This is a genomic window from Mesorhizobium loti CJ3sym, from assembly GCF_000472785.1.
GTDB classification, from domain to species: Bacteria; Pseudomonadota; Alphaproteobacteria; order Rhizobiales; family Rhizobiaceae; genus Mesorhizobium; species Mesorhizobium loti_E.
Genome location: NZ_AXAL01000001.1, coordinates 496,682 through 516,132 on the forward strand (window position 1 = coordinate 496,682; position 19,451 = coordinate 516,132).

Consider the following 19,451-nt stretch of genomic DNA (forward strand, 5'->3'; position numbering starts at 1 on the left):
TGATGAGCCTTTCGCATTTTCGTATAACCCGATTTCAGTTCGCCCGCGACCGGGTAATCGGGGACAGTCAGGTTCGGGCGGACGATGTCAACGTCGCCGCGCTGGAACTCCTTTCCGAAAGTGGCAAGGTAGGACTGGGATTCATCCAGACGCTCTTCAATCCACTGCCCGATCAGACGGACATCGAGGCTGTTTTCGAACATGAGATTTGGCCGGGCCTGAAGGGAAACAAAGCGATCGCCCTGGTTCACCGTGTGCATCGCCCGCGCGGTGGCAATCAACGGGCTTGCTCGCTGCCCTTTCACGAAGCGGTTCAGGTGGCGCTTTGGGATCTTGCGGCGAAGGAAGCCGGCTTGCCGCTTCATGTCTTGCTTGGCAGTCGCCGCAACCGGGTGAAGGCCTATGCCAGCGGTCTCGATTTTCACCTCGACGATGATGCCTTCGTCTCGTTGTTCTCCCACGCGGCGTCGATTGGATACTCGGCTTTCAAGATCAAGGTCGGCCACCCCGATTTCGACCGCGATCTGCGGCGTCTGGAACTGTTGAAGACCTGTGTCCCGGCTGGGTCAAAAATCATGATCGATCCGAACGAGGCCTGGAACTCGAAGGAGGCGCTGACGAAATTGGTGGCGATCCGCGAGGCCGGCCACGATCTTCTCTGGGTCGAGGATCCGATACTGCGTCACGACCATGAAGGGTTGAGAACGCTCAGGTACGCCGTCACATGGACCCAGATCAACAGCGGCGAGTATCTGGATCTTCAGGGCAAGCGGCTGCTTCTGGAGGCTCATGCCGCCGATATCCTGAATGTCCACGGCCAAGTGACGGATGTCATGCGCATCGGCTGGCTGGCCGTCGAGCTCGGGATCCCGGTCAGCCTTGGTAACACTTTCCTGGAGGTTGGCGTGCATATGGCGGCCGCGCTTCCCGAGGTCGAATGGCTGGAATATTCTTTTCAGAACTTCGATCATCTGGTGGAACAGCCTATCGACATCCGGGACGGCTACGCCTATGCGCCCGATAGGCCCGGCCATGGTCTGGTGCTATCGGGAAAAGCGCGCAGCGAATGGATCAGGCCAAAGCGCCTGGCCCGGTCGGAGCTGGGTGCCGCACCAGAAAATCCACGTCTTCCCATGAAGTAACGAAAACTGACCCGCAGACCAAGGCCGCGGCGGACCCGAGAATATCAACGAAGCCGCCGGCCCGCCATGTGAGGGCGGGCTGACCGGCTAGCGGATCTCAAGGCTTACACGACCGCTTTGGCGCCGGCCTTGTCTTCCAGAGCTGAAGGTCGAAAACCACCAGGCGTTCGGTGTGTTGGGGTCGCGCTCGGACTGATGCTGACCTCGTGGACCGCAGTTGGCTTGAGTCCCATGCAATGCCCGTTGGACGGCGGTCAGTTCAAAGTCGTAATCCGAATGCCCTGTTCATCAAAGCGATGCAGCTGCGCCCGGTCAGGTGTCATGCGCAGCGTCCCTTCCTTGAGGTTATGGTGCCCTGCGAGGCGTATGATGATTTCGCCCACATCCGACTCCACATAGGCGATCGTCTCGTTACCTAGATGCTCCGCGAAACGCAGCCTGCCCGTCCAGATACCATTGACGCTGTCTATCGCGATATGTTCGGGACGCACGCCGATCGTGGTGGCGCCTTCTGCTTTCGCGCCCTCTCCCGATATCAGGTTCATGCGGGGGGACCCGATGAAGGTGGCGACAAACAAGGTGTTCGGCGCGTCGTAGAGTTTCATCGGCGACCCGACCTGTTCGATGCGCCCCGCATTCATCACGACGATCTGGTCGGCCAGCGTATTAGCCTCGACCTGGTCGTGGGTAACATAGATCATCGTCGCATTAAGCCTCTTATGCAAATCGGCGAGCTCGACGCGCATTTGGGTACGCAGTGCCGCGTCGAGATTGGAAAGCGGTTCATCGAACAGGAAAACCTCAGGGTTTCGGACGATCGAGCGCCCGATGGCGACGCGCTGGCGCTGGCCGCCGGAAAGTGCCGCCGGCTTGCGTTGCAGCAGCGGCTTGAGGTGCAGCACCTCGGCAGCGGCTGCGACGCGCGCTTCACGTTCCGCCTGAGGAACCTTGGCGAGCCGTAACCCGAAATCGATATTCTGCTCCACCGTCATGTGTGGAAACAGCGCGTAGGACTGGAAGACCATCGAGATGCCGCGCTTTGAGGGTTACTCGTGGGTGACATCCCGATTGCCAATGGCGATCGATCCCTTCGTCGGGCTGCGTGTCGGTGTTTCTCTCCATCGTCGGCTCACTGCAACTCTTCGACGTTGTGATCCCGCTCACCAATGGTGGCCCGTCCAACTCCACGCATACGATTGTCACCTATCTCTACACGTTTGGTCTCATGTCAGGCTACCGCGCGCGCCGTTTGATCGACGCACTGGACGCCGCCTTCGCCGATCCCTTCGCCCTGATGGCCGGGAATTGGACGCCCCAATATTCGCTTTTCACCCACATCGCGGCATCGAGAAGGTTACATTTGTCATTGAGGAGTCGATCGAGCAGCTAGCTCGTTGCCAGATTATGGCATCCAGTCATCCCACGACGGCTCCGGTCCAAAGCGGCGAGCGAGGAATTCGAGGAATAGGCGGACTCGGGGCCGTAACCGGACTGTCAGGTCTCGGCAGGCATTTGAGATAAGCAGCCGTTCTTCATACGAACCCATGTCTGCCATTCGGACCTAAATTTTAAATTCCCAAAACTGCCATCTCTCGTCGTTGAACCCTGTGAGCGATACTCATCGATTTTGGTAATCGACTCGGAACTGCGACTTACGCGGCCTGGCGTCTAGCGGCGAAAGCGCCGGGTGGTGTACCGACATGTCGTGAAAAGGCCATGCTGAATGAACTGACCGACCCGTAGCCGACACGCCGCGCGAGTTCGGCCATCGCGATATTTCCCCTCACCAGCATGTCCTTTGCCACTGCCATCCGCCAAGCCGCTACATATTCCATGGGCGCGGATCCGACCTCGCCGCGAAAGCGGTCAAAGAAGGTGGAGCGCGACATGCCCGCTGCAACGGCCAGGGCTTGAACGGACAAGCTCGCACCAGGTTCTGCATGGATCTGCCGCAGCGCCAAGGCAAGTTGCGGATCGGCAAGGCCGCGGAGCAAACCGGGTTCTGCCATCGTGCTTTCGACGGAGCGCAAGGCCTCGACCAGCAGCAGTTCCAAAAGCCGCCCGAGCACCATGTCGCGGGCCGCACGATCGCTTTGCGTCTCTTCCTGGATCATCTGAACGAGCGCGATCAGGCGCCCCTGTGCGCGCACATGGATGACCGCCGGCAGGAGCGAAACGAGCAGTTCCCGGTCCGGCGAGGCAAAGCTGCAATGGCCCACCAGGCACCGCACCTCGGTCGGTGCGTCCTGTTCGCCCAGGCGGAACATGCCTGGACCGGTCTCCAGCGGCAGGTGCGGGGCGCCGCTTGGCGGCGGATTGATGCTCGACATGGTGAAATCGAAAACTTCCGGCACCAGCACGAAGTCTCCCGCTTCAAGGACAAGCGGCGCAAGGTCCCGAATAGCCAGCAGGCAAGTGCCCTCGACCATGGCGCAATAGAACGGACTTGCCATGTTTGTCCGCTCGACGCGCCAGCGACCGCCGCCGTTGACAAGCTTGGCAATCGAGGGCTCCGGCTTGAGCAGCGCGACAACGCTGGCGAGGGGGTCAGTTGTCAAAATAGCCACAATTCGGACTTTCACTGAAAGATTTCGGACTTTCTAATATAGGAAGTCCGGAATTTTTGTCCATATCTCGTCGTACCAACGACAGGAGATACATTAATGCCCAAAATTCTTATCACCGGTGCTTCGTCGGGTTTCGGTCTCGCCACGGCAGAACTCTTCCTTGCTCAGGGTTGGGAGGTCGTCGCGACCATGCGCACCCCGCAGGCACACACAATGCCGGTGCACGATCGCCTGCAAATCCTGGCGCTCGACGTCACAGATGCAGCCAGCATCGCGCAGGCCGTCGCAGACGCCGGTGTTGTCGATGTGCTCGTCAACAATGCCGGGGTCGGCATGTTGAACGTGCTGGAGGGCGTAGACATCGCCAAGGCCCGCGAACTTTTCGAGACCAATGTCCTCGGCACAATGGCTATGACCCAGGCTGTCCTGCCGGGCATGCGCAAGCGACAAACCGGCGTCATCATCAACATCAGTTCCAGTGTCACGCTGCGCCCGTTTCCGGCACTGTCGGTCTATAGCGCCAGCAAGGCCGCCATCAATGCGTTCACGGAAAGCCTCGCCCTTGAGGCGGCGCAATTCGGCATCCGTACCCGGCTTGTCCTGCCAGGTTCAGCCCCGACGACCGCCTTTGGAAAGAACGCCGTGGCACGCATGGGAATGAACGTCCCGGCGCCCTATGAGGCTTTCGTGCAAGACTATTTTGCAACGATGCGCAGCTCGACCGAGAAAACAGAGGCTGACGACGTGGCGCAGGCCGTATGGCGAGCCGTGACGGAGCCGGATGCGCCGATGCGCCTGCCCGCAGGTGCCGATGCAGAAACGATCTTCAGCCAAACAACCACCCAGGCCAACGGCTGAGAGCACTGCTCTCTTTGACACGGCGACCCGCTGGGGCGCCAAAAAAGGATGACAACACATGAATAACCTCATCGATCTGTCGCGCTCCATACCAACGCCACCGGTCGCGTTGACCGTAGCCTATACCCCGATTATCCTGCCAATGGCTGGACGCGCACCGCTCGAACTGCGCCTTACTGCACCGGCCAGGGGCGAGGCGCTGCCAATCGTCATGCTGTCGCATGGGGCAGGACCGTCAAAGTATGTTCCGTCCAAAGATGGCTATGCGCCCCTGGCGCAGTTCTGGGCCGAACGCGGTTTCGCCGTGATTCAGCCAACCCATGGAAATTCGCCTGTCAGTGGCCTGCCGAACGACGCTCCCGATGCGCCCTACTTCTGGCGCCAGCGCGTATCCGAGATGACAGCAATTCTCGACCATCTGGATGAAGTGGAACAGCAGGCGCCAGCAATAGCGCGTCGCCTCGATCATCGGCGCATCGCGGCTGCAGGCCACTCTTTTGGTGGCCACACGGTTAGTTTGCTTCTGGGCGCGCGACTTGCAGGAGAGAGCTTTGCCGATCCGCGAATATCCGCAGGCGTCCTGCTGGCAGCACCCGGTCGCGGTGGGAGCGACCTCACAGCGCAAAGTGCGGCCCGTTTTCCATTCTTCGACGTGGATTTTGCGCATATGACAACGCGCAGTCTTGTGATCTGCGGCGCGGACGACAACCCGCAGTTCACGTCGCGCGGCCCCGAGTGGCACGCAGATGCCTTTCACGACAGCCCGGGAGCCCAGGCTCTTGTCACCGTGCATGGCGTTGGTCACGGATTGGGCGGCATTGCTGGTCTGGATGCAAAGGAAACCGAAATTGAAGCGCCCGATAGTCTCGAAGCGACGCGGCGGCTAAGTCTCGCCTGGCTTCGCACCGCTCTTGACCTCGATATGGGCGCCTGGCCGGCGGCAATCGGTTCACTCGACGGATCCGCAAGCGCATTGGCGCAGGTAACGCTCGCCACCAACGCCTGAAGCCATGCCTGCCGCTGCCGTCTTTCTTTCGCAGCGGTCAGGGATCGGATATACCCAATTGCCGCCGGTCGTGCGGAAAACGGGCGTTTCCGGGGACAAAAACTGCTCCACCTTATTTGCCGATATAAGCCGCCAGTTCGTCAGGCGTCCCCTTTGGGAAGGCCTCTTTGAGATAGTCCAGGAACGCTGACACCCGAGCGCTCAGGAGCCGCTTGGACGGGTAAAGCGTCCAAAGAACAATGTCAGGTCCGTCGACCTCGCCCCATTTTACCAGCGTGCCGTCTGCGAGATCGTGGCTCACGAGCGACAAAGGTAGGCGGGCGGCGCCGACGCCGGCTCGCACCGCGTCGCGGACCATGACAAGGGATGTTAGCGCCAGAACGGGCTCGATCACAATTGGGGTCGGGCCGGTGGCGGTCATCACTTGCCAGGTCAGTCGATCGCTCGCCGATCGTACGACGGCGGGCGCTGTAGTGTTCCCCGTCGGCCGGGCGAGACCCGGGCTAGCGGCGACCACCAGTCGATCGTGCAGGAACGCCCGCCCGACTAGGGTCTCATCCGGATTCGGGTTTACGCGGATCGCCAGATCAAACCCCTCCTCGATCATATCCACCGCGCGGTCTTCCGTGGAGACCTCGAGCCGAACTTCCGGGTACTTCAGCGCAAAACCAGCGGCGATCTTGCCCATTGCGGTTTGAGAAAAAAGCAATGGCGCACTGATCCGGAGTTTGCCTCGCGGCCTCTGTCCGCCCGAGGCAATTTCTGCTGCGGTTTCGTCCAGTTCGATCAGCAAGTGGCCTGCCCGTTCGTAGAGCGCCCGCCCTTCCTCGGTCAGTTTGAGTGCCCGCGCGCCACGCTCGACAAGTCGCAATCCCAGGCCAGCCTCAAGTTCCGCCACTCGTCGCGACAAAGTCGCCTTGGGACGTGTGGCGGCGCGTGCTGCACGGCCGAAGCCGCCGTGGCGGGCCACGAGCACGAAATCCGCGAGCGCCAGCAAATCCATCTGTTCCACCGATGAGACGTTGTGTCCAATAATAGCGCCTATCGCATCATCTGTGAACCACTCATATTCACGACAACAACCTACCCAACTGCAAACGTCTCACCCAACGAGGAACAAAGCCATGACCAAGTCCACAATCGACAATCCCCACGCCGCACAGACCAAGATATTGGTATCGGGGGCGACGGGGCCGACTGGCCGTCTCATCGTCAGCCAGGCATTGGCACGCGGATATGAGGTGACGGCACTGGTCCGTTCCCCCGAGAAAGCGGCCGATATGAAGGGCGTCCGGCTTGTTGTCGGCGACGCTCGCGACGAGAAGACTCTACGCCAGGCCGTCACCGGGCAGGATGCCGTCATCAGTGCCCTGGGCACTCCGGCCAGCCCGTTGAAGCAGGTGACGCTGCTCTCGACCGCGACCCGCGCGCTCGTCAAGGCAATGAAGACGGAAGACATCTCGCGCCTGATCACCATCACCGGGATGGGGGCGGGCGATAGCGCCGGCCATGGCGGGTTCCTGTTCGATAACGTGATTTTCCCGCTGCTCCTGCGCAACGTCTATGCGGACAAGAACCGCCAGGAAGCCGTCATCCGTGAGTCCGACCTCGATTGGACGATCATCCGGCCATCCGTTTTGAACAAGAAGGCGGGACGCGGCAATGTCCGCACTCTAACCGATCTGTCCGGCTTCCATGGCGGGACCATCTCGCGGGAGGACGTTGCGAAATTTGTCCTCGACCAGGTGGATAGCGACGCCTGGCGGCATCGTTCGCCACTGATTACATGGTGAAGGTCGTCACGCCCCATCGTCAAACCAGCGGCGGTTGCCGGCAACCCGTTTGCGCATGAAGTCGACGAAGGCTCTTGCAGCCGGGCTGCGTTCCTTACCGGCAGGCATGACTAGACTGACATCGACGGCTGGAACGCTCCAGTCGGGCAGAACGCGAACGAGATTGCCGGCCTCGATCTCAGGCGCAGCCACATATCTCGCCGTAGCCGCGATCCCAGCCCCGTTAAGCACCATGCGATCTATTGCCTTGGGATCATTTGCGGTGAGCCGAGCGGTGGCGTCGACCTGGTGCTCCACGCCGTCCTTGTCGCGAAGCGACAAACGCCGGGGGAGACCATCGCCACGGGGGATGAGGAGCAGATCGTGGGTGCGCAGCTCGTCGATCGACCTCGGCCAACCGCGCCGTTCGAGGTAGGAAGGCGCGGCGCATAACAGGCAGGCGATTGCTCCAAGCCGTGTCGCGACCAGATTTGAATCGAGCATCGGACCCATTCGGAAGGCCACATCAATCTGTTCGGCGACAAGGTCAACCGTCCTGCTCGTCAGTTCGAGAGACACATCAACGTCTGAAAACGCGAGTGAAAACGCAGGAAGAATTTCGGTCAGCACCCCCATGCCAAAGCCGATTCCGGCGGTGAGCCGCAGCCGGCCCCGTGGATGCGACGCCAAGCTGGCGGCCATATCGAGGACCTCGTCAACGCGGGTGACGATCTCGCTAAAATGACCAAGCAACGCCCGCCCAGCCTCGGTCAGTACGACCTCGCGGGTTGTACGTTCAAAAAGGCGAACGCCAAGCAGCGCTTCCAGCCGCTGGATCGAGCGACTGATGGCCGACTTGCGCACCGAGAGGACGCGGCCCGCCCCTGAAAAACTCAATAGCCTGGCGACCGTCTGGAAGGCGCGCATATCGTCGACGTCAATCATCGTGAACTCCACTGTCCCTTGGCGGAGACACCGGATCTGACATGCGGCGTCAATCCATCGTGCGAAACAAAACCGGCACACGAAAGGGCAAAACGGACGGCGACTTTGACGCCGGCGTGTTGCTGCCCACGGCACTCAGCAGCAAGGCGGGCCAATTGTCGCGATGTAGGGACACTGCGGTGCACTGCGCCGATCTTGTAGCAGAGCGTCGCTTGAATGCATCGTGAGGCCCGCGTGCACTTTGCGCCGGGCTGCTCGGTCGGACCGGTGCAACCCCATAAAGCCCCTTTTTTGAGTGAGCGCGTACACGGCCGCTGGCCGCATTGCGGAGCTGGCGGTTGTGCTCGAGGCGAAGATACTACTGCTCCAGCAACTCGATCACCGCGTTAAGAACGGTCTGACGTTGATCACCGCGCGGCTGCGATTTCAGGCGCGCACCGTCGAAAATCCTGCGATGTCCGCAAAGCTCGAAACAATGCTGGAGCGCGTCGACGCCGTAGCGACCGTCCATCGGCGGACCTCTCAGTCGCATGACATGGGCGTTTCGACGTCTCCGCTTTCGCCGGAGACCTTGTGATCGACGCCATCGGTATCAGCGGGCGCACGGACGTTACCCCAGTCGCCATTTTCCCGGCCAACTCTTGCCATCCCGGAAGCCGGATCCGCTGCACTCGACGCTTTGCCGCCTCATTCCTCCGACCAAGGCTTCTATCGTTCCACCAGTGAGACGGTGCGTCTAAATTGCGCGGCTAGTGGGTGTAAATTTGGGCCGTTAGATTGTTACCAGACTTAACAACCAACCAGGAGTAACCTCTATGACCATCCTCGTAACTGGCGCGACCGGCAATGTAGGCCGCAACGTTGTCGAACAACTTGTGAACCGTGGCGCCGACGTGCGCGTTCTGGTTCGCGACCCGTCCAAGGCCAATTTCCCGGCCGGCGTCGAAGTCGCCCAAGGCGACCTGCTCGACGTCGACGCGCTGCGCAGCGCCTTCTCGGGCGTGTCCACGCTGTTCCTGCTGAACGGGGTAGTGGCCGACGAATATACCCAGGCCCTCGTCGCCTTGGCCGTTGCTCGCGAAGTCGGCATCGAGCGGATTGTCTATCTCTCGGTGATCCACAGCGACGTCTACGTGAACGTGCCGCACTTCGCGGGCAAGTTCGGCGTCGAGCGGATGATCGAGCAGATGGGCCTCAACGCCACCATCCTGCGCCCGGCCTACTTCATGGACAACGACATCACCATCAAGGACGTGATCACCGGCTACGGCATCTACCCCATGCCGATCGGCAGCAAGGGCCTTGCCATGATCGACGCCCGCGACGTTGGCGAGATCGCTGCGATTGAGCTCATCCGCCGCGAACAGTCGTCCACGCCGCTCCCGCTCAACTGCATCAACCTGGTCGGCCCGGATACGCTGACGGGCGCTGATGCCGCGGCGATCTGGACGGATGTCCTCGGCCGCCCGATCGCCTACCCCGGCGATGACACCGCGGGATTTGAGCAGAACCTGCGACAGTTCATGCCGAGCTGGATGGCCCTCGACATGCGCCTGATGGCCGAGCGTTTCCTGACCGACGGCATGGTCCCGGAAACCGGCGATGTCGATCGGCTGACCACCCTGCTGGGCCGCCCGCTGCGCTCGTACCGCGATTACGCCGCTCAGATCGCTGCCTGAGCGCTGCTGTCCACAACACCCAATCCTGGAACCACACAACCACCAGTTCCAACCATCCAAAGCCACCGCACGGGTCACACCCGGTCGCCGATTTCACACACGCGTACCTACAAGGAAAAGACAAATCACCAACCAAATCAGCGCTCTCCCGGCTGACGATCTCAGCCGCACCGCCACCATCGTCCACGCCGATGATCCGGGCCTCATCCATCTCGGGGTCGGGGCGGGAACCTGCACCGTTCTGGTTTCGGGTGAGCAGACCGGCGGCCGCTATACCATGATCGACATGTTCGTGCCGGCCGGTGGCCCGCCGCCCCACCGGCACGATTTCGAGGAGATTTTCCACGTCCTCGAAGGCGAGCTGGAAGTCACCTTCCGCGACGAGTTGCATCACGTCGGGCCGGGCCAGACGGTCAATATTGCCGCCAATGCACCCCACGGCTTCCGCGTCGCCTCGGGCACTCCCGCCCGCTTCCTCTGCATCTGCCTGCCTGCCGGCCAGGAGGAGTATTTCAAGCTGGTCGGCGAAGTTCTGCCGGGTCGGGCCACGCCGCCCACACCGCCGACACCAGAAGTCATGGCCGAACGACGCAGAATCATGCTGGCCAATGCCGCCCGCTTCCACAGCGAGTTTCTGCCTCCCCGGGCCTGAAGGACACATTGATCTGCGTGAACTCCTATTCACATTCAGCGTCGCTTCCGGCCAAGAGCAACTCATGGGTCTGGTTCGACAAGTTCAACAAAGGAACAACTAAATGACTATCAAGGATTTGACCGACGCCTACCTCAATGCGCTTGAGGCGCAAAACCTGGAAACAGTATCGAGCCTGCTGTCAGACGCCCCTGCAATCGATATTCCGTTTTCGAGCACAGGGGAGCCGGCACCCTGGTTTACATTCGATGGCCGGGAACAGGCGCTTGGATATATCGCCACCATCTTCAAGACCTTCAGCCAAGTGAAGCTTGTCGAACGCGCGACCTACGTCGCCGACGACGGCAAGACCGCATTCGTGGAAGCTAAGGGCGATCTGATCCAACGCAACACAGATGCCAGCTACCGCAATGCCTACGTCTTCAAATTGTCGATGCAAGACGGCCGCATCTCGCATGTCCGTGAGTACGCCAATCCTGTAACGTTCGCAAAGCTCATGGGTATTCCTCTCGGCTAAGTTGCCCCCAGAGGCGGGCGAGGATATCCTACCGCCGCGCTCGGCCAACAGGCGACACGACTCCGTCCGGCAACCGACCGTGTTTATGAGACGATCAACCAGACAAGCTATCACAATGGACGTCGCCAGCTTCGGATGCGGGCCGCTGGGAAGTCGACCCGGGACAGAGACGGCGGATCAGCCGAGGTAGCGGGCAATGCCCACGGTAGCGATGATGCGCGAGACAGCTGGCTCAATGACGGCGTAGAGCGGGCCATCGAGAGGGAAGCCGACCAAAAACGGGCTTGCTAAAAGATAAAGGCGCCTTTTTCCGCTCGTTTGAGCGTCGGAGAGCCGGTATGCTTCCTCCGCTTGGTCCAAGGTTTTAAGCTGACCTTTGGTATCGATCCATCTAACGGTCGGCGCAGGCCACGGCCGGCACGCCGAAAGCCTGCCTTTCGACGGAGGTCCAGCGCGTGGAAGCAGCGTACCGCATGTCACTGGCGAGATGCCACGACCGGCGTAACAATGCTCCACACCGATGGGCTCGAAACACGACCCACACGACTTTTACGAACCTGTTGACGTCATGCCCAAACCTGGGCACCAATACTGACGCCCAAATTGTGGCGAAGCCCGAAATCGGGCGCGTTTTCAAAGGCTTGAAAAGGTCGGCGATCCTGCTGGCTGGTGGAATTTTGGCTGGGGAACCTGGATCCCCAGCAATAATAGTCATTTAGCGGGGAAATTTAGCCCTGTTTCATTTTGCATCGCTATGCTTCCTGAGGTTCCTGCACGAGGCCGCGTCATGCCGACCGATAGCGAGTTTATTCTCGACAGCATCAAGCAGGGCTGCGCGATGCTTGTCGATGGCGAGTTCCTCATCGACAGGTTGGTGAAGTATGTCGGCAATGGGCGAATCCGGTGGCACGTCGAGTTTCGTGGGCATCGCGTTGAGTTCACAACCGGCCAGCTCAAGAGGCAGCCGACCTTCCGCAGGAAGATTATCGAACAGGCTGGCGTGCTGCCGCCGCAGCGCGCCGGGGCCGACTACAGGCGATGGGCACTCGATCTGAGGAAGAATGCCATTGAGCTTCCCTGGCGGGATAGGCCGGTTGATGCCGACTTCGCCATCGACAGGATCACCAGCTATGGAAATGACCGCTGGATGGTCGACTACCAGGGCAAGGCCATCAAATTCACCACGACGAAACTCCGCAGGCAAACCAGTTTCCGCAAGAGGATGCTGCTCAAGGCCAAGGTGCTGCCGCCCCAGCTCGATCCGGTTGCCTATCGGAAGTGGATGGACTGGCTGATTCAAAACGCCACAGAGGCTGCACCACAGACCAGCGATACTTTGATGAGCGAGAAAAGTTGGCTTGACGACCTGCCGGAGCTAGCCGGCTGGCAAAACGAAGGGACCAGCTAGGGCGGCTTGTACGGCGGCGGCGCCACTCATGACGTTTGCCATGCCCAGAGATTTCGGCACACATTGGTGGCGAAGGAATCTGGCCACGGCTTGGCTCGCGGCTCATCGCACTTAAATGGAAGACATGGACCGCTTCAATCTCGGCAGCTACCGCCGCCCGATCTCCACCCGCTCCACCGAAACCCAGCGCTGGTTCGATATCGGACTCAACTGGTGCTACGGCTTCAATCATGAGGAAGGCATCAAGTGCTTCGAGAAGGCGCTGGAGACCGATCCGGACTGCGCTTTTGTTCATTGGGGCATCGCCTATGCCGCCGGGCCTTTCTACAATCTGACCTGGAAGGAGCACGGCGAAGCCGAGGCCAACAGCGCGACGAAGCGCTGCTTCGAGCATGTCCAGCTGGCGCGCGCCAATGCGGCTTCCGGCAGCGACGTCGAACGGCATTTGATCGAGGCGCTGGCCTCTCGTTTCCAGAAGCCGCACAGAGTGAGCCTGCGGGAATTCGAACAGTGGGACGATGCCTATGCCGCCGCGATGCGGCGGGTCTATGAAAGGTTTCCCGACGACCATGACGTGATGGCGCTGCTGGTCGAGGCGCTGATGATGCGCACGGTGCGGCGACTGTGGAACCTCAAGACCGGGGAACCGGCGCCGAATTCGGACGTGCTTGAAACTTTGGAGGTTTGCGAGCGCTCAATCCGGCTTGCCGACGAGGCAGGTGCTGCACAACACCCGGCGATCCTGCACCTGCACATCCATCTCCTGGAAATGTCCACCATGCCGGAACGCGGCATGCGTTCGGCAGATCTGCTTGGCGAAATGTGCCCCGACGCCGGGCACATGAACCACATGCCGGGGCACATCTATGTGCTGTGCGGCGAGTACGAGAAAGCGAGGCTTGCCAGCGAAAAGGCGGTCCGCGCCAACGACCTCTATCTCGCCTCTGCGGATGAGCCGACCTACTATCTGCTCGGCTGCTGCCACGACCTGCATCTGATGATGTTCACCTGCATGCTTCTTGGCCAGTACAGGCCGGCGCTGTGGGCCGCCGACAAGGTACGCAGCCTGGTCACGCGCGACGTGGTCGCCATCAAGGACCGGCCCAAGCTCACGCAAACAGTGGAAGGCTATCATGCGATGAAATCGCATGTGCAGGTGCGCTTCGGCCGCTGGCAGGAGATCATCGACGAGCCGACTGTTGAAGAGCCGGGCCTCTACGTGCTGACGGCGGCCATGCAGCACTACGCCAAGGGTCTCGCGCATGCGACGCTCAAGCAGTTCGCTGAAGCCGAGCGCGAGCGCGAGCGGTTCCACCGGCACGTGGCAGGTATTGCGCCCGAGCGACGCTTCCTCAGCAACCCGACGCAGGCCTCGCTCGCCGTCGGCGCTGCCCTGCTCGGCGGCGAACTTGCCTACCATCAGGGCCGATACGACGAGGCCTACGCCCATTTGCGGCAAGCGGTCGAGCTTGACGACAATCTCTCCTACACCGAGCCATGGGCGTGGATGCACCCTCCCCGCCACGCGCTGGCGGCACTGCTTCTCGACCAGGGCCACACGCAAGAGGCTGAACAGGTCTATCGCGACGATCTCGGCCTCAGCGGCAAGGTGCAACGCTGCGCCCAGCACCCGGACAATGTCTGGGCGCTGCACGGGCTGGTCGAATGTTTGAGGCGCGGCGAGCGCGAAGAATTGCCGGGGCTGCAGGCCAAGCTCGCTGTGGCGGTGGCCAAGGCGGATGTGGCGATCAGCTCGTCATGCCTGTGCCGGACAAGCGTGCAATCAGAATACGGCTGCTGTCATTGAGACGTCCGGGGCAGCCAAACGATCTGGCTTAGCGGATCGAGTTTTATCCAAACTAGCGAGGGGTCGGATCGAGGCGAAGACATCGAAATCACCGGCGCCACAGCCGCGGACCAGGATTTCATGGCCGCGGCGCGTCAGGATGTTCCTCGCCTGATCGCCGAAGTGCGCAGGCTGCGCGCGCTTATCGATCGCACGAGATAGAAAGGCGACCTACCCCACCCACTTCTCATAGTCGGACACCAGCAGGTGCAGCGGCGCGACATCCTCGTCGATGTTGGAAAAACGGCCGATCGGCTCGCGGAACACATTGTCGGTAAGATCGTCGTTGACGGTCGAGACCTCACCGATCAGTACATCCTTGCCCTCGGCCCAGAAGGCGTGCCAGACGCCCGGCAGCAGCGTGACGCTCTGGCCTGGGTCGAGCTTCAGGAGCCCGCCCGCCGGCAGCCTGTGGATAGTGCCGTCGACCGGCACCGTGACCTCGGCCTTGGGGTCGATGCCGCCGTCGCGATCATGCATGAACAGTTCCAGCACCAGCTTGCCGCCGCCGCGGTTGATAATGTCCTCGGCCTTGATGTTGTGGCGGTGCATCGGAGACATCTGGTCCTTGCGCGAGATCATGATCTTCTCGGCATAGAGCATGCCCATGCCCTGCTTCATGTCCTCGTAGCGGCCATTGCGAACGGTGAACAGGAACAGTCCAAGGTCCTTGAACTTCTCCTGGCCGTAATCGGTGATGTCCCAGCCGAGCCGCGAGGTCAGCACAGCCGAGGAGTCGACCTGGCGCGCCTTCATTTCCTCGGGTGACCAGTAGGCGAAGGGCGGCATGATGTAGCCGAAAGAGCGGATGAAAGCGTCGGCTTCACGGATGATGTCGTTGATGGCGGAGCGTTTCATGATCGTGATCCCTTCGTATGGATTTGTCTGGCAAATCGCATAGCCGAACACGGGTTCGGTGTCGATCCATCCAGCTGCCTGCCATGCCTTGCGCCGAGCTGGGATGGCCCACCGATCCGGTGCGCTGGCTGCGTGACATCGCCGGCTTTCAGGCTCATAACCCCTGCGAATTTCACAGGGATAGAAGATGCCGACGATCCACGACCTCGATACGCCGTCGATCCTGATTGATGCCGCACGCGCCGAAGCCAACATTGCCCGCGCACAGGCCCATGCCGACAAGAACGGGCTGAAGCTCAGGCCGCACATCAAGACGCACAAGCTGCCCTATTGGGCCAAGAAACAGGTCGCGGCGGGTGCGGTCGGCATCACTTGCCAGAAGATCGGCGAGGCCGAGGTGATGGCCGACGCCGGGCTCACCGACATCTTTCTCCCCTACAACATTCTCGGGCGCGCCAAGCTGGAACGGCTGAAAGCGCTGCACGGTCGCCTGACCCTGTCGGTAACGGCGGACAGCATGGACACGCTGGAAGGGCTCGCGGCGGCTTTCACCGATGCCGGTCATCCTTTGCCTGTGCTGGTCGAATGCGACACCGGCATGGGCCGCTGCGGCGTACAGACGGCTGATGAAGCGGTGGCGCTGGCAAGGCTGATCGACAAGGCCGGCGGCCTCACCTTCGGCGGACTGATGACCTATCCGGCGGCCGGCCGCGCCGCCGAGGCCGAAGCCTGGCTTGCTGCGGCCAAGCAGGCGCTGGCTGCTTCGGGGCTTGCCTGCGAGCGCGTCTCGAGCGGCGGCACGCCTGACATGTGGCGCTCCGCCGATGCATCCGTCGTCACCGAATATCGCCCCGGCACCTACATCTATCTCGACCGCTACCAGGTCACCAAAGGCGTCGGCACAACAGACGATTGCGCGCTGACGGTGCTGTCGACGGTGGTCAGCCGTCCGACGGCAAGCCGCGCCATTCTCGATGCCGGCAGCAAGGCGCTGTCCAGCGACACGCTGGGGTTAAAAGATTTCGGCGAGTTGCTCGGCGCTCCCGACGCAAGGGTCACAGGACTTAGCGAAGAACACGGCACTGTCACGCTTTCCGGGGACGCCAAGCTCCATATAGGCGAGCGCGTGCGCGTGGTGCCTGACCATTGCTGCGTGGTGACGAATTTATTCGACCAGGTGCATCTGATCGATGCCGATAAGGTGCTGGACACGCTGCCGGTGGTAGCGCGCGGGCGCATGGGGTGATGGGCTCCCTAGTCTAAAAGGCGGGATCAGTTAGCCTGCCGTGCCGCCACGCGCCGCATGGCAATCACCCGGCGGCGGCGGATTTCGGTGCGCATCGCCATCAGGTGCAGGGCGAAGAACAGCACGGTGAAGCCGACAGCCATCACTAGCAGCGGCCAGAGCAGGCTGGGGTCGATGGTTGGTCCGCCGAGCCGGAACACCGAGGCCGGTTGGTGCAGCGTGTTCCACCAGTCGACCGAGAATTTGATGATCGGGATGTTGATGAAGCCGACCAGCGTGATGATGGCGGCGACCCAGGCGGCGCGGCTGGCATCATCGAGCGCGCGGGTCAGCGCGATGATGCCGAGATACATCAAAAACAGCACGAAGACAGAGGTCAGGCGCGCATCCCAGACCCACCAGGTGCCCCACATCGGCTTGCCCCAGATAGAACCGGTGATCAGCGCAAGTGCTGTGAAGACCGCGCCAATGGGGGCCGCCGATTTCAGCGCGACATCGGCCAGCGGATGCCGCCAGACCAGCGTGCCAAGTGCCGAGATTGCCATCAATGTATAGCACATCATGGCGAGCCAGGCGAAAGGCACGTGGATGTACATGATGCGAACGGTGATGCCTTGCTGGAAGTCCTCAGGCGCCGCGAAGCTCATATAGAGGCCGACGGCAATGATGAGTGCGGCGAGCGCCGCCAACCATGGCACAACCTTGTCCGCCAGCGCGACGAAGCGTGTCGGGTTGGCAAGGTCCATCCAGCCGGTCAGGCGTGAAGTCGTGTCGCTCATGCGACTTTACATAGACCGCCGGCGCGATCGGGGCAATCGAGCGGTGGTGTCGCAGGCTGCGTGCGGCGCTGCCCCCCACCCGGACCTTCGGTCCGACCTCCCCGCAAGGGGAGGTAAAAGAATGATGATCAGGCGGCCTCGCCCTGTACGGAACGGCTGAGGCGGCGGACTTCCTCGTCGTTGAGCAGGCCGCCGGCGCGCAGCAGGCTGGCGAAGCGGCCGTTGCGCAGCGACAGTTCGGCAAAGCCTCCCATTTCAACCACCCTGCCCTTGTCCATGAACACGACCAGATCGGCGTCGCGAACGGTGGTCAGGCGGTGCGCGATGATGAAGGTAGTGCGGTCGCGCCGCAGCTCGTCGATCGCTTCCTTGACGCGATCCTCGGTCTCGACGTCGAGCGCGCTGGTCGCCTCGTCGAGCACCAGGATCGGCGCATCCTTCAACACGGCGCGGGCAATGGCGATACGCTGACGCTCGCCGCCCGACAACTGGCCGCCACGTTCGCCAACCACCGTGTCGTAGCCATTGCTCTTGGCCAGGATGAAGTCCTGCGCGGCAGCCGCGATGGCGGCGGCATGGATCTCGTCATTTCTTGCATCGGCACGGCCGACACGGATGTTGTCCTCGATCGAGCGGTTGAGAAGGCCAGCATCCTGGAACACAGTGGCGATCGAATGGCGCAGCGACTTGCGGCTCACCGTGCGGGTATCGATGCCGTCGATCAGGATACGGCCACTGGACGGCGAGAAAACGCGCTGCAGCAGGTTGATGAGCGTGGTCTTGCCCGCGCCCGTCGGTCCGACGATGGCAACGGTCTGGCCAGCCTGAACCTCGAAGGAGACGTCACTGACGCCCTGTCCCGAATTTGCGAACTCAAAGCCGACATCCTCGAAGCGGACATGGCCGGTGACGTTGGTGAGATCGCGCAGGCCATCCGGCTCGGCGGCGTCGGCCGCAGAGTCCTCAAGCTTGTAGAAATCCTCAAGCTTGGCGCGGGCCTCCGAAATCTGGTTGGCGAAGGCCGACAGCTGATCGAGGCGCGAGATGAGCAGCGTCGCGAAGCCGGTGAAGGCAACGACGTCGCCGACGCGCAACTGGCCATGGGTGACGAGATAAGCGCCGATGATCAGCACGACCATCATCGATATGGTCGAGGACAAGCGCTGCAGCGCGTTGGCGATCGCCCACCAGTCGAGCACGGGGTTCTGCGCATCAAGCAGGTTCCTGACATAGCGGCGCAGCGTCTCAGCCTCGTGGCCAAGGCGATTGTAGCTCTGAAGTACAGCGACGTTGCTGACCGAGTCGGTCACATGCGCAAACACCTTATGATAGTGACGCTCCACGGCGGCTTGGCCTGCCTTGGTGCGCTTCATCACCAGCCGACCGATACCGACATAGAGTACGCCGAGCACCAAGAGCACCATCGACATCCGGAGGTCCATGCTGATAGCCGTCGGGATCAACAATACCAGTGTAACGGCCGTGGACAAATGCTGGCGCATGAATTCGAGCCACAGGCTGAACAGCGTCTCGACCGCGCGCAACAGCGTGTGCAAGGCGTTGGACGTTCCGCGCTGATGGTGCCAGGCGAGCGGCATGGTAATCACGCGTTCGAAGGACTCGCAGAGCACTTCCGAGCGGCGGGCGTGGGCAAAACGATCGGCGCCGCGCGCCACCAGCACAAAGGCAATGACACTGAAGGCGCCGAGAGCGGCCCAAAGGGCGAGCATTGAAAAAACCGGACCGTGGCTGGAGATGGCGTCGATCACCCGACCGAACAGGATCGACTCAATGATCGCAATCGCGGCCAGCGCGACATTGGCGCCGCAAATCAGCGCGACGCGCTTCTTGTCGGACGCCAGATAACCAAGCGCTCTCCAATAGATCTGCAGAAGTGACACTTCAGCTACTCCGCCAACTCTCTATTGTGCCCAATACCAGTATTGTGCACCGCACCATTTCTTGACACGTAACGGTAGATGCGTCGCAAAACAATGCCCGTCTATCGCTTCCGTTCCCATTTAGCGAACAAAACATGACGACGATACGAAATCTGACGTGATCACCTAACGGGTTGAGATAAAAGGTGAAATGCCAGCGTTGCGGCAAAATCATGGCAGCAGCCGAGCACTGCCACATTTTTAATCACAACAGGCTTGGCGGGACCTGATGCGCA

17 protein-coding genes and 2 pseudogenes are annotated in these 19,451 nt (G+C 61.3%); 12 read left to right on the plus strand and 7 right to left on the minus strand.

The features are described 5' to 3' along the window. Window positions 1–2 precede the first annotated feature (2 nt). Complete coding sequence (locus A3A9_RS0102815) at window positions 3–1,142, plus strand: mandelate racemase/muconate lactonizing enzyme family protein (RefSeq protein WP_027057407.1); 1,140 nt, start codon at window positions 3–5, stop codon at window positions 1,140–1,142. Between the two features lie 254 nt (window positions 1,143–1,396). Here the strand turns inward: A3A9_RS0102815 and A3A9_RS41060 are convergent. Beyond that, a pseudogene (locus A3A9_RS41060) lies at window positions 1,397–2,188 on the minus strand (ABC transporter ATP-binding protein); the annotation flags it as partial. A 65-nt stretch (window positions 2,189–2,253) separates the two neighbouring features. Here A3A9_RS41060 and A3A9_RS45635 point away from each other — a divergent pair. Continuing rightward, a pseudogene (locus A3A9_RS45635) lies at window positions 2,254–2,370 on the plus strand (sugar ABC transporter permease); the annotation flags it as partial. A 424-nt stretch (window positions 2,371–2,794) separates the two neighbouring features. Here A3A9_RS45635 and A3A9_RS0102825 read toward each other — a convergent pair. Next, the gene (locus tag A3A9_RS0102825) at window positions 2,795–3,724 is read right to left on the minus strand and encodes a helix-turn-helix domain-containing protein (protein ID WP_430515870.1); all 930 of its coding nucleotides are present in this window, start codon (window positions 3,722–3,724) and stop codon (window positions 2,795–2,797) included. 81 nt (window positions 3,725–3,805) lie between these two features. Between A3A9_RS0102825 and A3A9_RS0102830 the strand changes: the two genes are divergently transcribed. Both A3A9_RS0102830 and A3A9_RS0102835 read left to right on the plus strand, forming a co-directional pair. Then, window positions 3,806–4,567, plus strand: a complete 762-nt coding sequence (locus A3A9_RS0102830) for an SDR family oxidoreductase (RefSeq protein WP_027057409.1) — start codon at window positions 3,806–3,808, stop codon at window positions 4,565–4,567. A gap of 58 nt (window positions 4,568–4,625) precedes the next feature. Then, window positions 4,626–5,573 (plus strand): alpha/beta hydrolase family protein, encoded by a 948-nt coding sequence (locus A3A9_RS0102835; protein ID WP_027057410.1) that lies wholly within the window; start codon window positions 4,626–4,628, stop codon window positions 5,571–5,573. A 112-nt stretch (window positions 5,574–5,685) separates the two neighbouring features. On the opposite strand, the gene A3A9_RS0102840 is transcribed toward A3A9_RS0102835, so the two are convergent. Next, entirely contained in the window at window positions 5,686–6,576 is an 891-nt protein-coding gene (locus A3A9_RS0102840; RefSeq protein WP_027057411.1) for a LysR family transcriptional regulator, read from the minus strand. 121 nt (window positions 6,577–6,697) lie between these two features. On the opposite strand from A3A9_RS0102840, the gene A3A9_RS0102845 reads away from it, so the two are divergent. Next, window positions 6,698–7,366 (plus strand): NAD(P)-dependent oxidoreductase, encoded by a 669-nt coding sequence (locus A3A9_RS0102845; protein ID WP_027057412.1) that lies wholly within the window; start codon window positions 6,698–6,700, stop codon window positions 7,364–7,366. A 6-nt stretch (window positions 7,367–7,372) separates the two neighbouring features. Here A3A9_RS0102845 and A3A9_RS38220 read toward each other — a convergent pair whose 3' ends face one another. Then, window positions 7,373–8,290, minus strand: coding sequence for a LysR family transcriptional regulator (locus A3A9_RS38220; RefSeq protein WP_051370698.1), 918 nt, complete (start codon window positions 8,288–8,290; stop codon window positions 7,373–7,375). 340 nt (window positions 8,291–8,630) lie between these two features. Here A3A9_RS38220 and A3A9_RS46475 point away from each other — a divergent pair, with 340 nt between their 5' ends. From A3A9_RS46475 to A3A9_RS0102890, 6 genes are all read left to right on the plus strand, one after another. After that, window positions 8,631–8,867, plus strand: coding sequence for a histidine kinase dimerization/phosphoacceptor domain -containing protein (locus A3A9_RS46475; protein WP_430515874.1), 237 nt, complete (start codon window positions 8,631–8,633; stop codon window positions 8,865–8,867). Between the two features lie 238 nt (window positions 8,868–9,105). After that, window positions 9,106–9,969 (plus strand): SDR family oxidoreductase, encoded by an 864-nt coding sequence (locus tag A3A9_RS0102860; protein ID WP_027057414.1) that lies wholly within the window; start codon window positions 9,106–9,108, stop codon window positions 9,967–9,969. Between the two features lie 277 nt (window positions 9,970–10,246). Then, the gene (locus A3A9_RS0102865; RefSeq protein WP_245278964.1) at window positions 10,247–10,621 is read left to right on the plus strand and encodes a cupin domain-containing protein; all 375 of its coding nucleotides are present in this window, start codon (window positions 10,247–10,249) and stop codon (window positions 10,619–10,621) included. A 103-nt stretch (window positions 10,622–10,724) separates the two neighbouring features. Beyond that, window positions 10,725–11,138 carry a nuclear transport factor 2 family protein gene (locus A3A9_RS0102870; protein ID WP_027057416.1) on the plus strand — a complete coding sequence of 138 codons (414 nt, stop codon included), beginning with the start codon at window positions 10,725–10,727 and terminating at the stop codon, window positions 11,136–11,138. 787 nt (window positions 11,139–11,925) lie between these two features. Next, window positions 11,926–12,546 (plus strand): hypothetical protein, encoded by a 621-nt coding sequence (locus A3A9_RS0102885; RefSeq protein ID WP_027057417.1) that lies wholly within the window; start codon window positions 11,926–11,928, stop codon window positions 12,544–12,546. Between the two features lie 124 nt (window positions 12,547–12,670). After that, window positions 12,671–14,353 carry a hypothetical protein gene (locus A3A9_RS0102890; protein WP_027057418.1) on the plus strand — a complete coding sequence of 561 codons (1,683 nt, stop codon included), beginning with the start codon at window positions 12,671–12,673 and terminating at the stop codon, window positions 14,351–14,353. 210 nt (window positions 14,354–14,563) lie between these two features. Here A3A9_RS0102890 and A3A9_RS0102900 read toward each other — a convergent pair whose 3' ends face one another. Beyond that, window positions 14,564–15,250, minus strand: coding sequence for a D-lyxose/D-mannose family sugar isomerase (locus tag A3A9_RS0102900; RefSeq protein ID WP_027057419.1), 687 nt, complete (start codon window positions 15,248–15,250; stop codon window positions 14,564–14,566). Between the two features lie 187 nt (window positions 15,251–15,437). Here A3A9_RS0102900 and A3A9_RS0102905 point away from each other — a divergent pair, with 187 nt between their 5' ends. Further along, on the plus strand, window positions 15,438–16,496 hold the full coding sequence (locus tag A3A9_RS0102905) for a D-TA family PLP-dependent enzyme (RefSeq protein ID WP_027057420.1): 1,059 nt from the start codon (window positions 15,438–15,440) through the stop codon (window positions 16,494–16,496). 26 nt (window positions 16,497–16,522) lie between these two features. Here the strand turns inward: A3A9_RS0102905 and A3A9_RS0102910 are convergent, their stop codons facing one another. Both A3A9_RS0102910 and A3A9_RS0102915 read right to left on the minus strand, forming a co-directional pair. Next, a complete protein-coding gene (locus A3A9_RS0102910) occupies window positions 16,523–17,275 on the minus strand; it encodes a heme ABC transporter permease (protein WP_027057421.1) in 753 nt (250 codons plus the stop codon). A 128-nt stretch (window positions 17,276–17,403) separates the two neighbouring features. Further along, complete coding sequence (locus tag A3A9_RS0102915) at window positions 17,404–19,176, minus strand: glucan ABC transporter ATP-binding protein/ permease (RefSeq protein ID WP_027057422.1); 1,773 nt, start codon at window positions 19,174–19,176, stop codon at window positions 17,404–17,406. Window positions 19,177–19,451 lie beyond the last annotated feature (275 nt).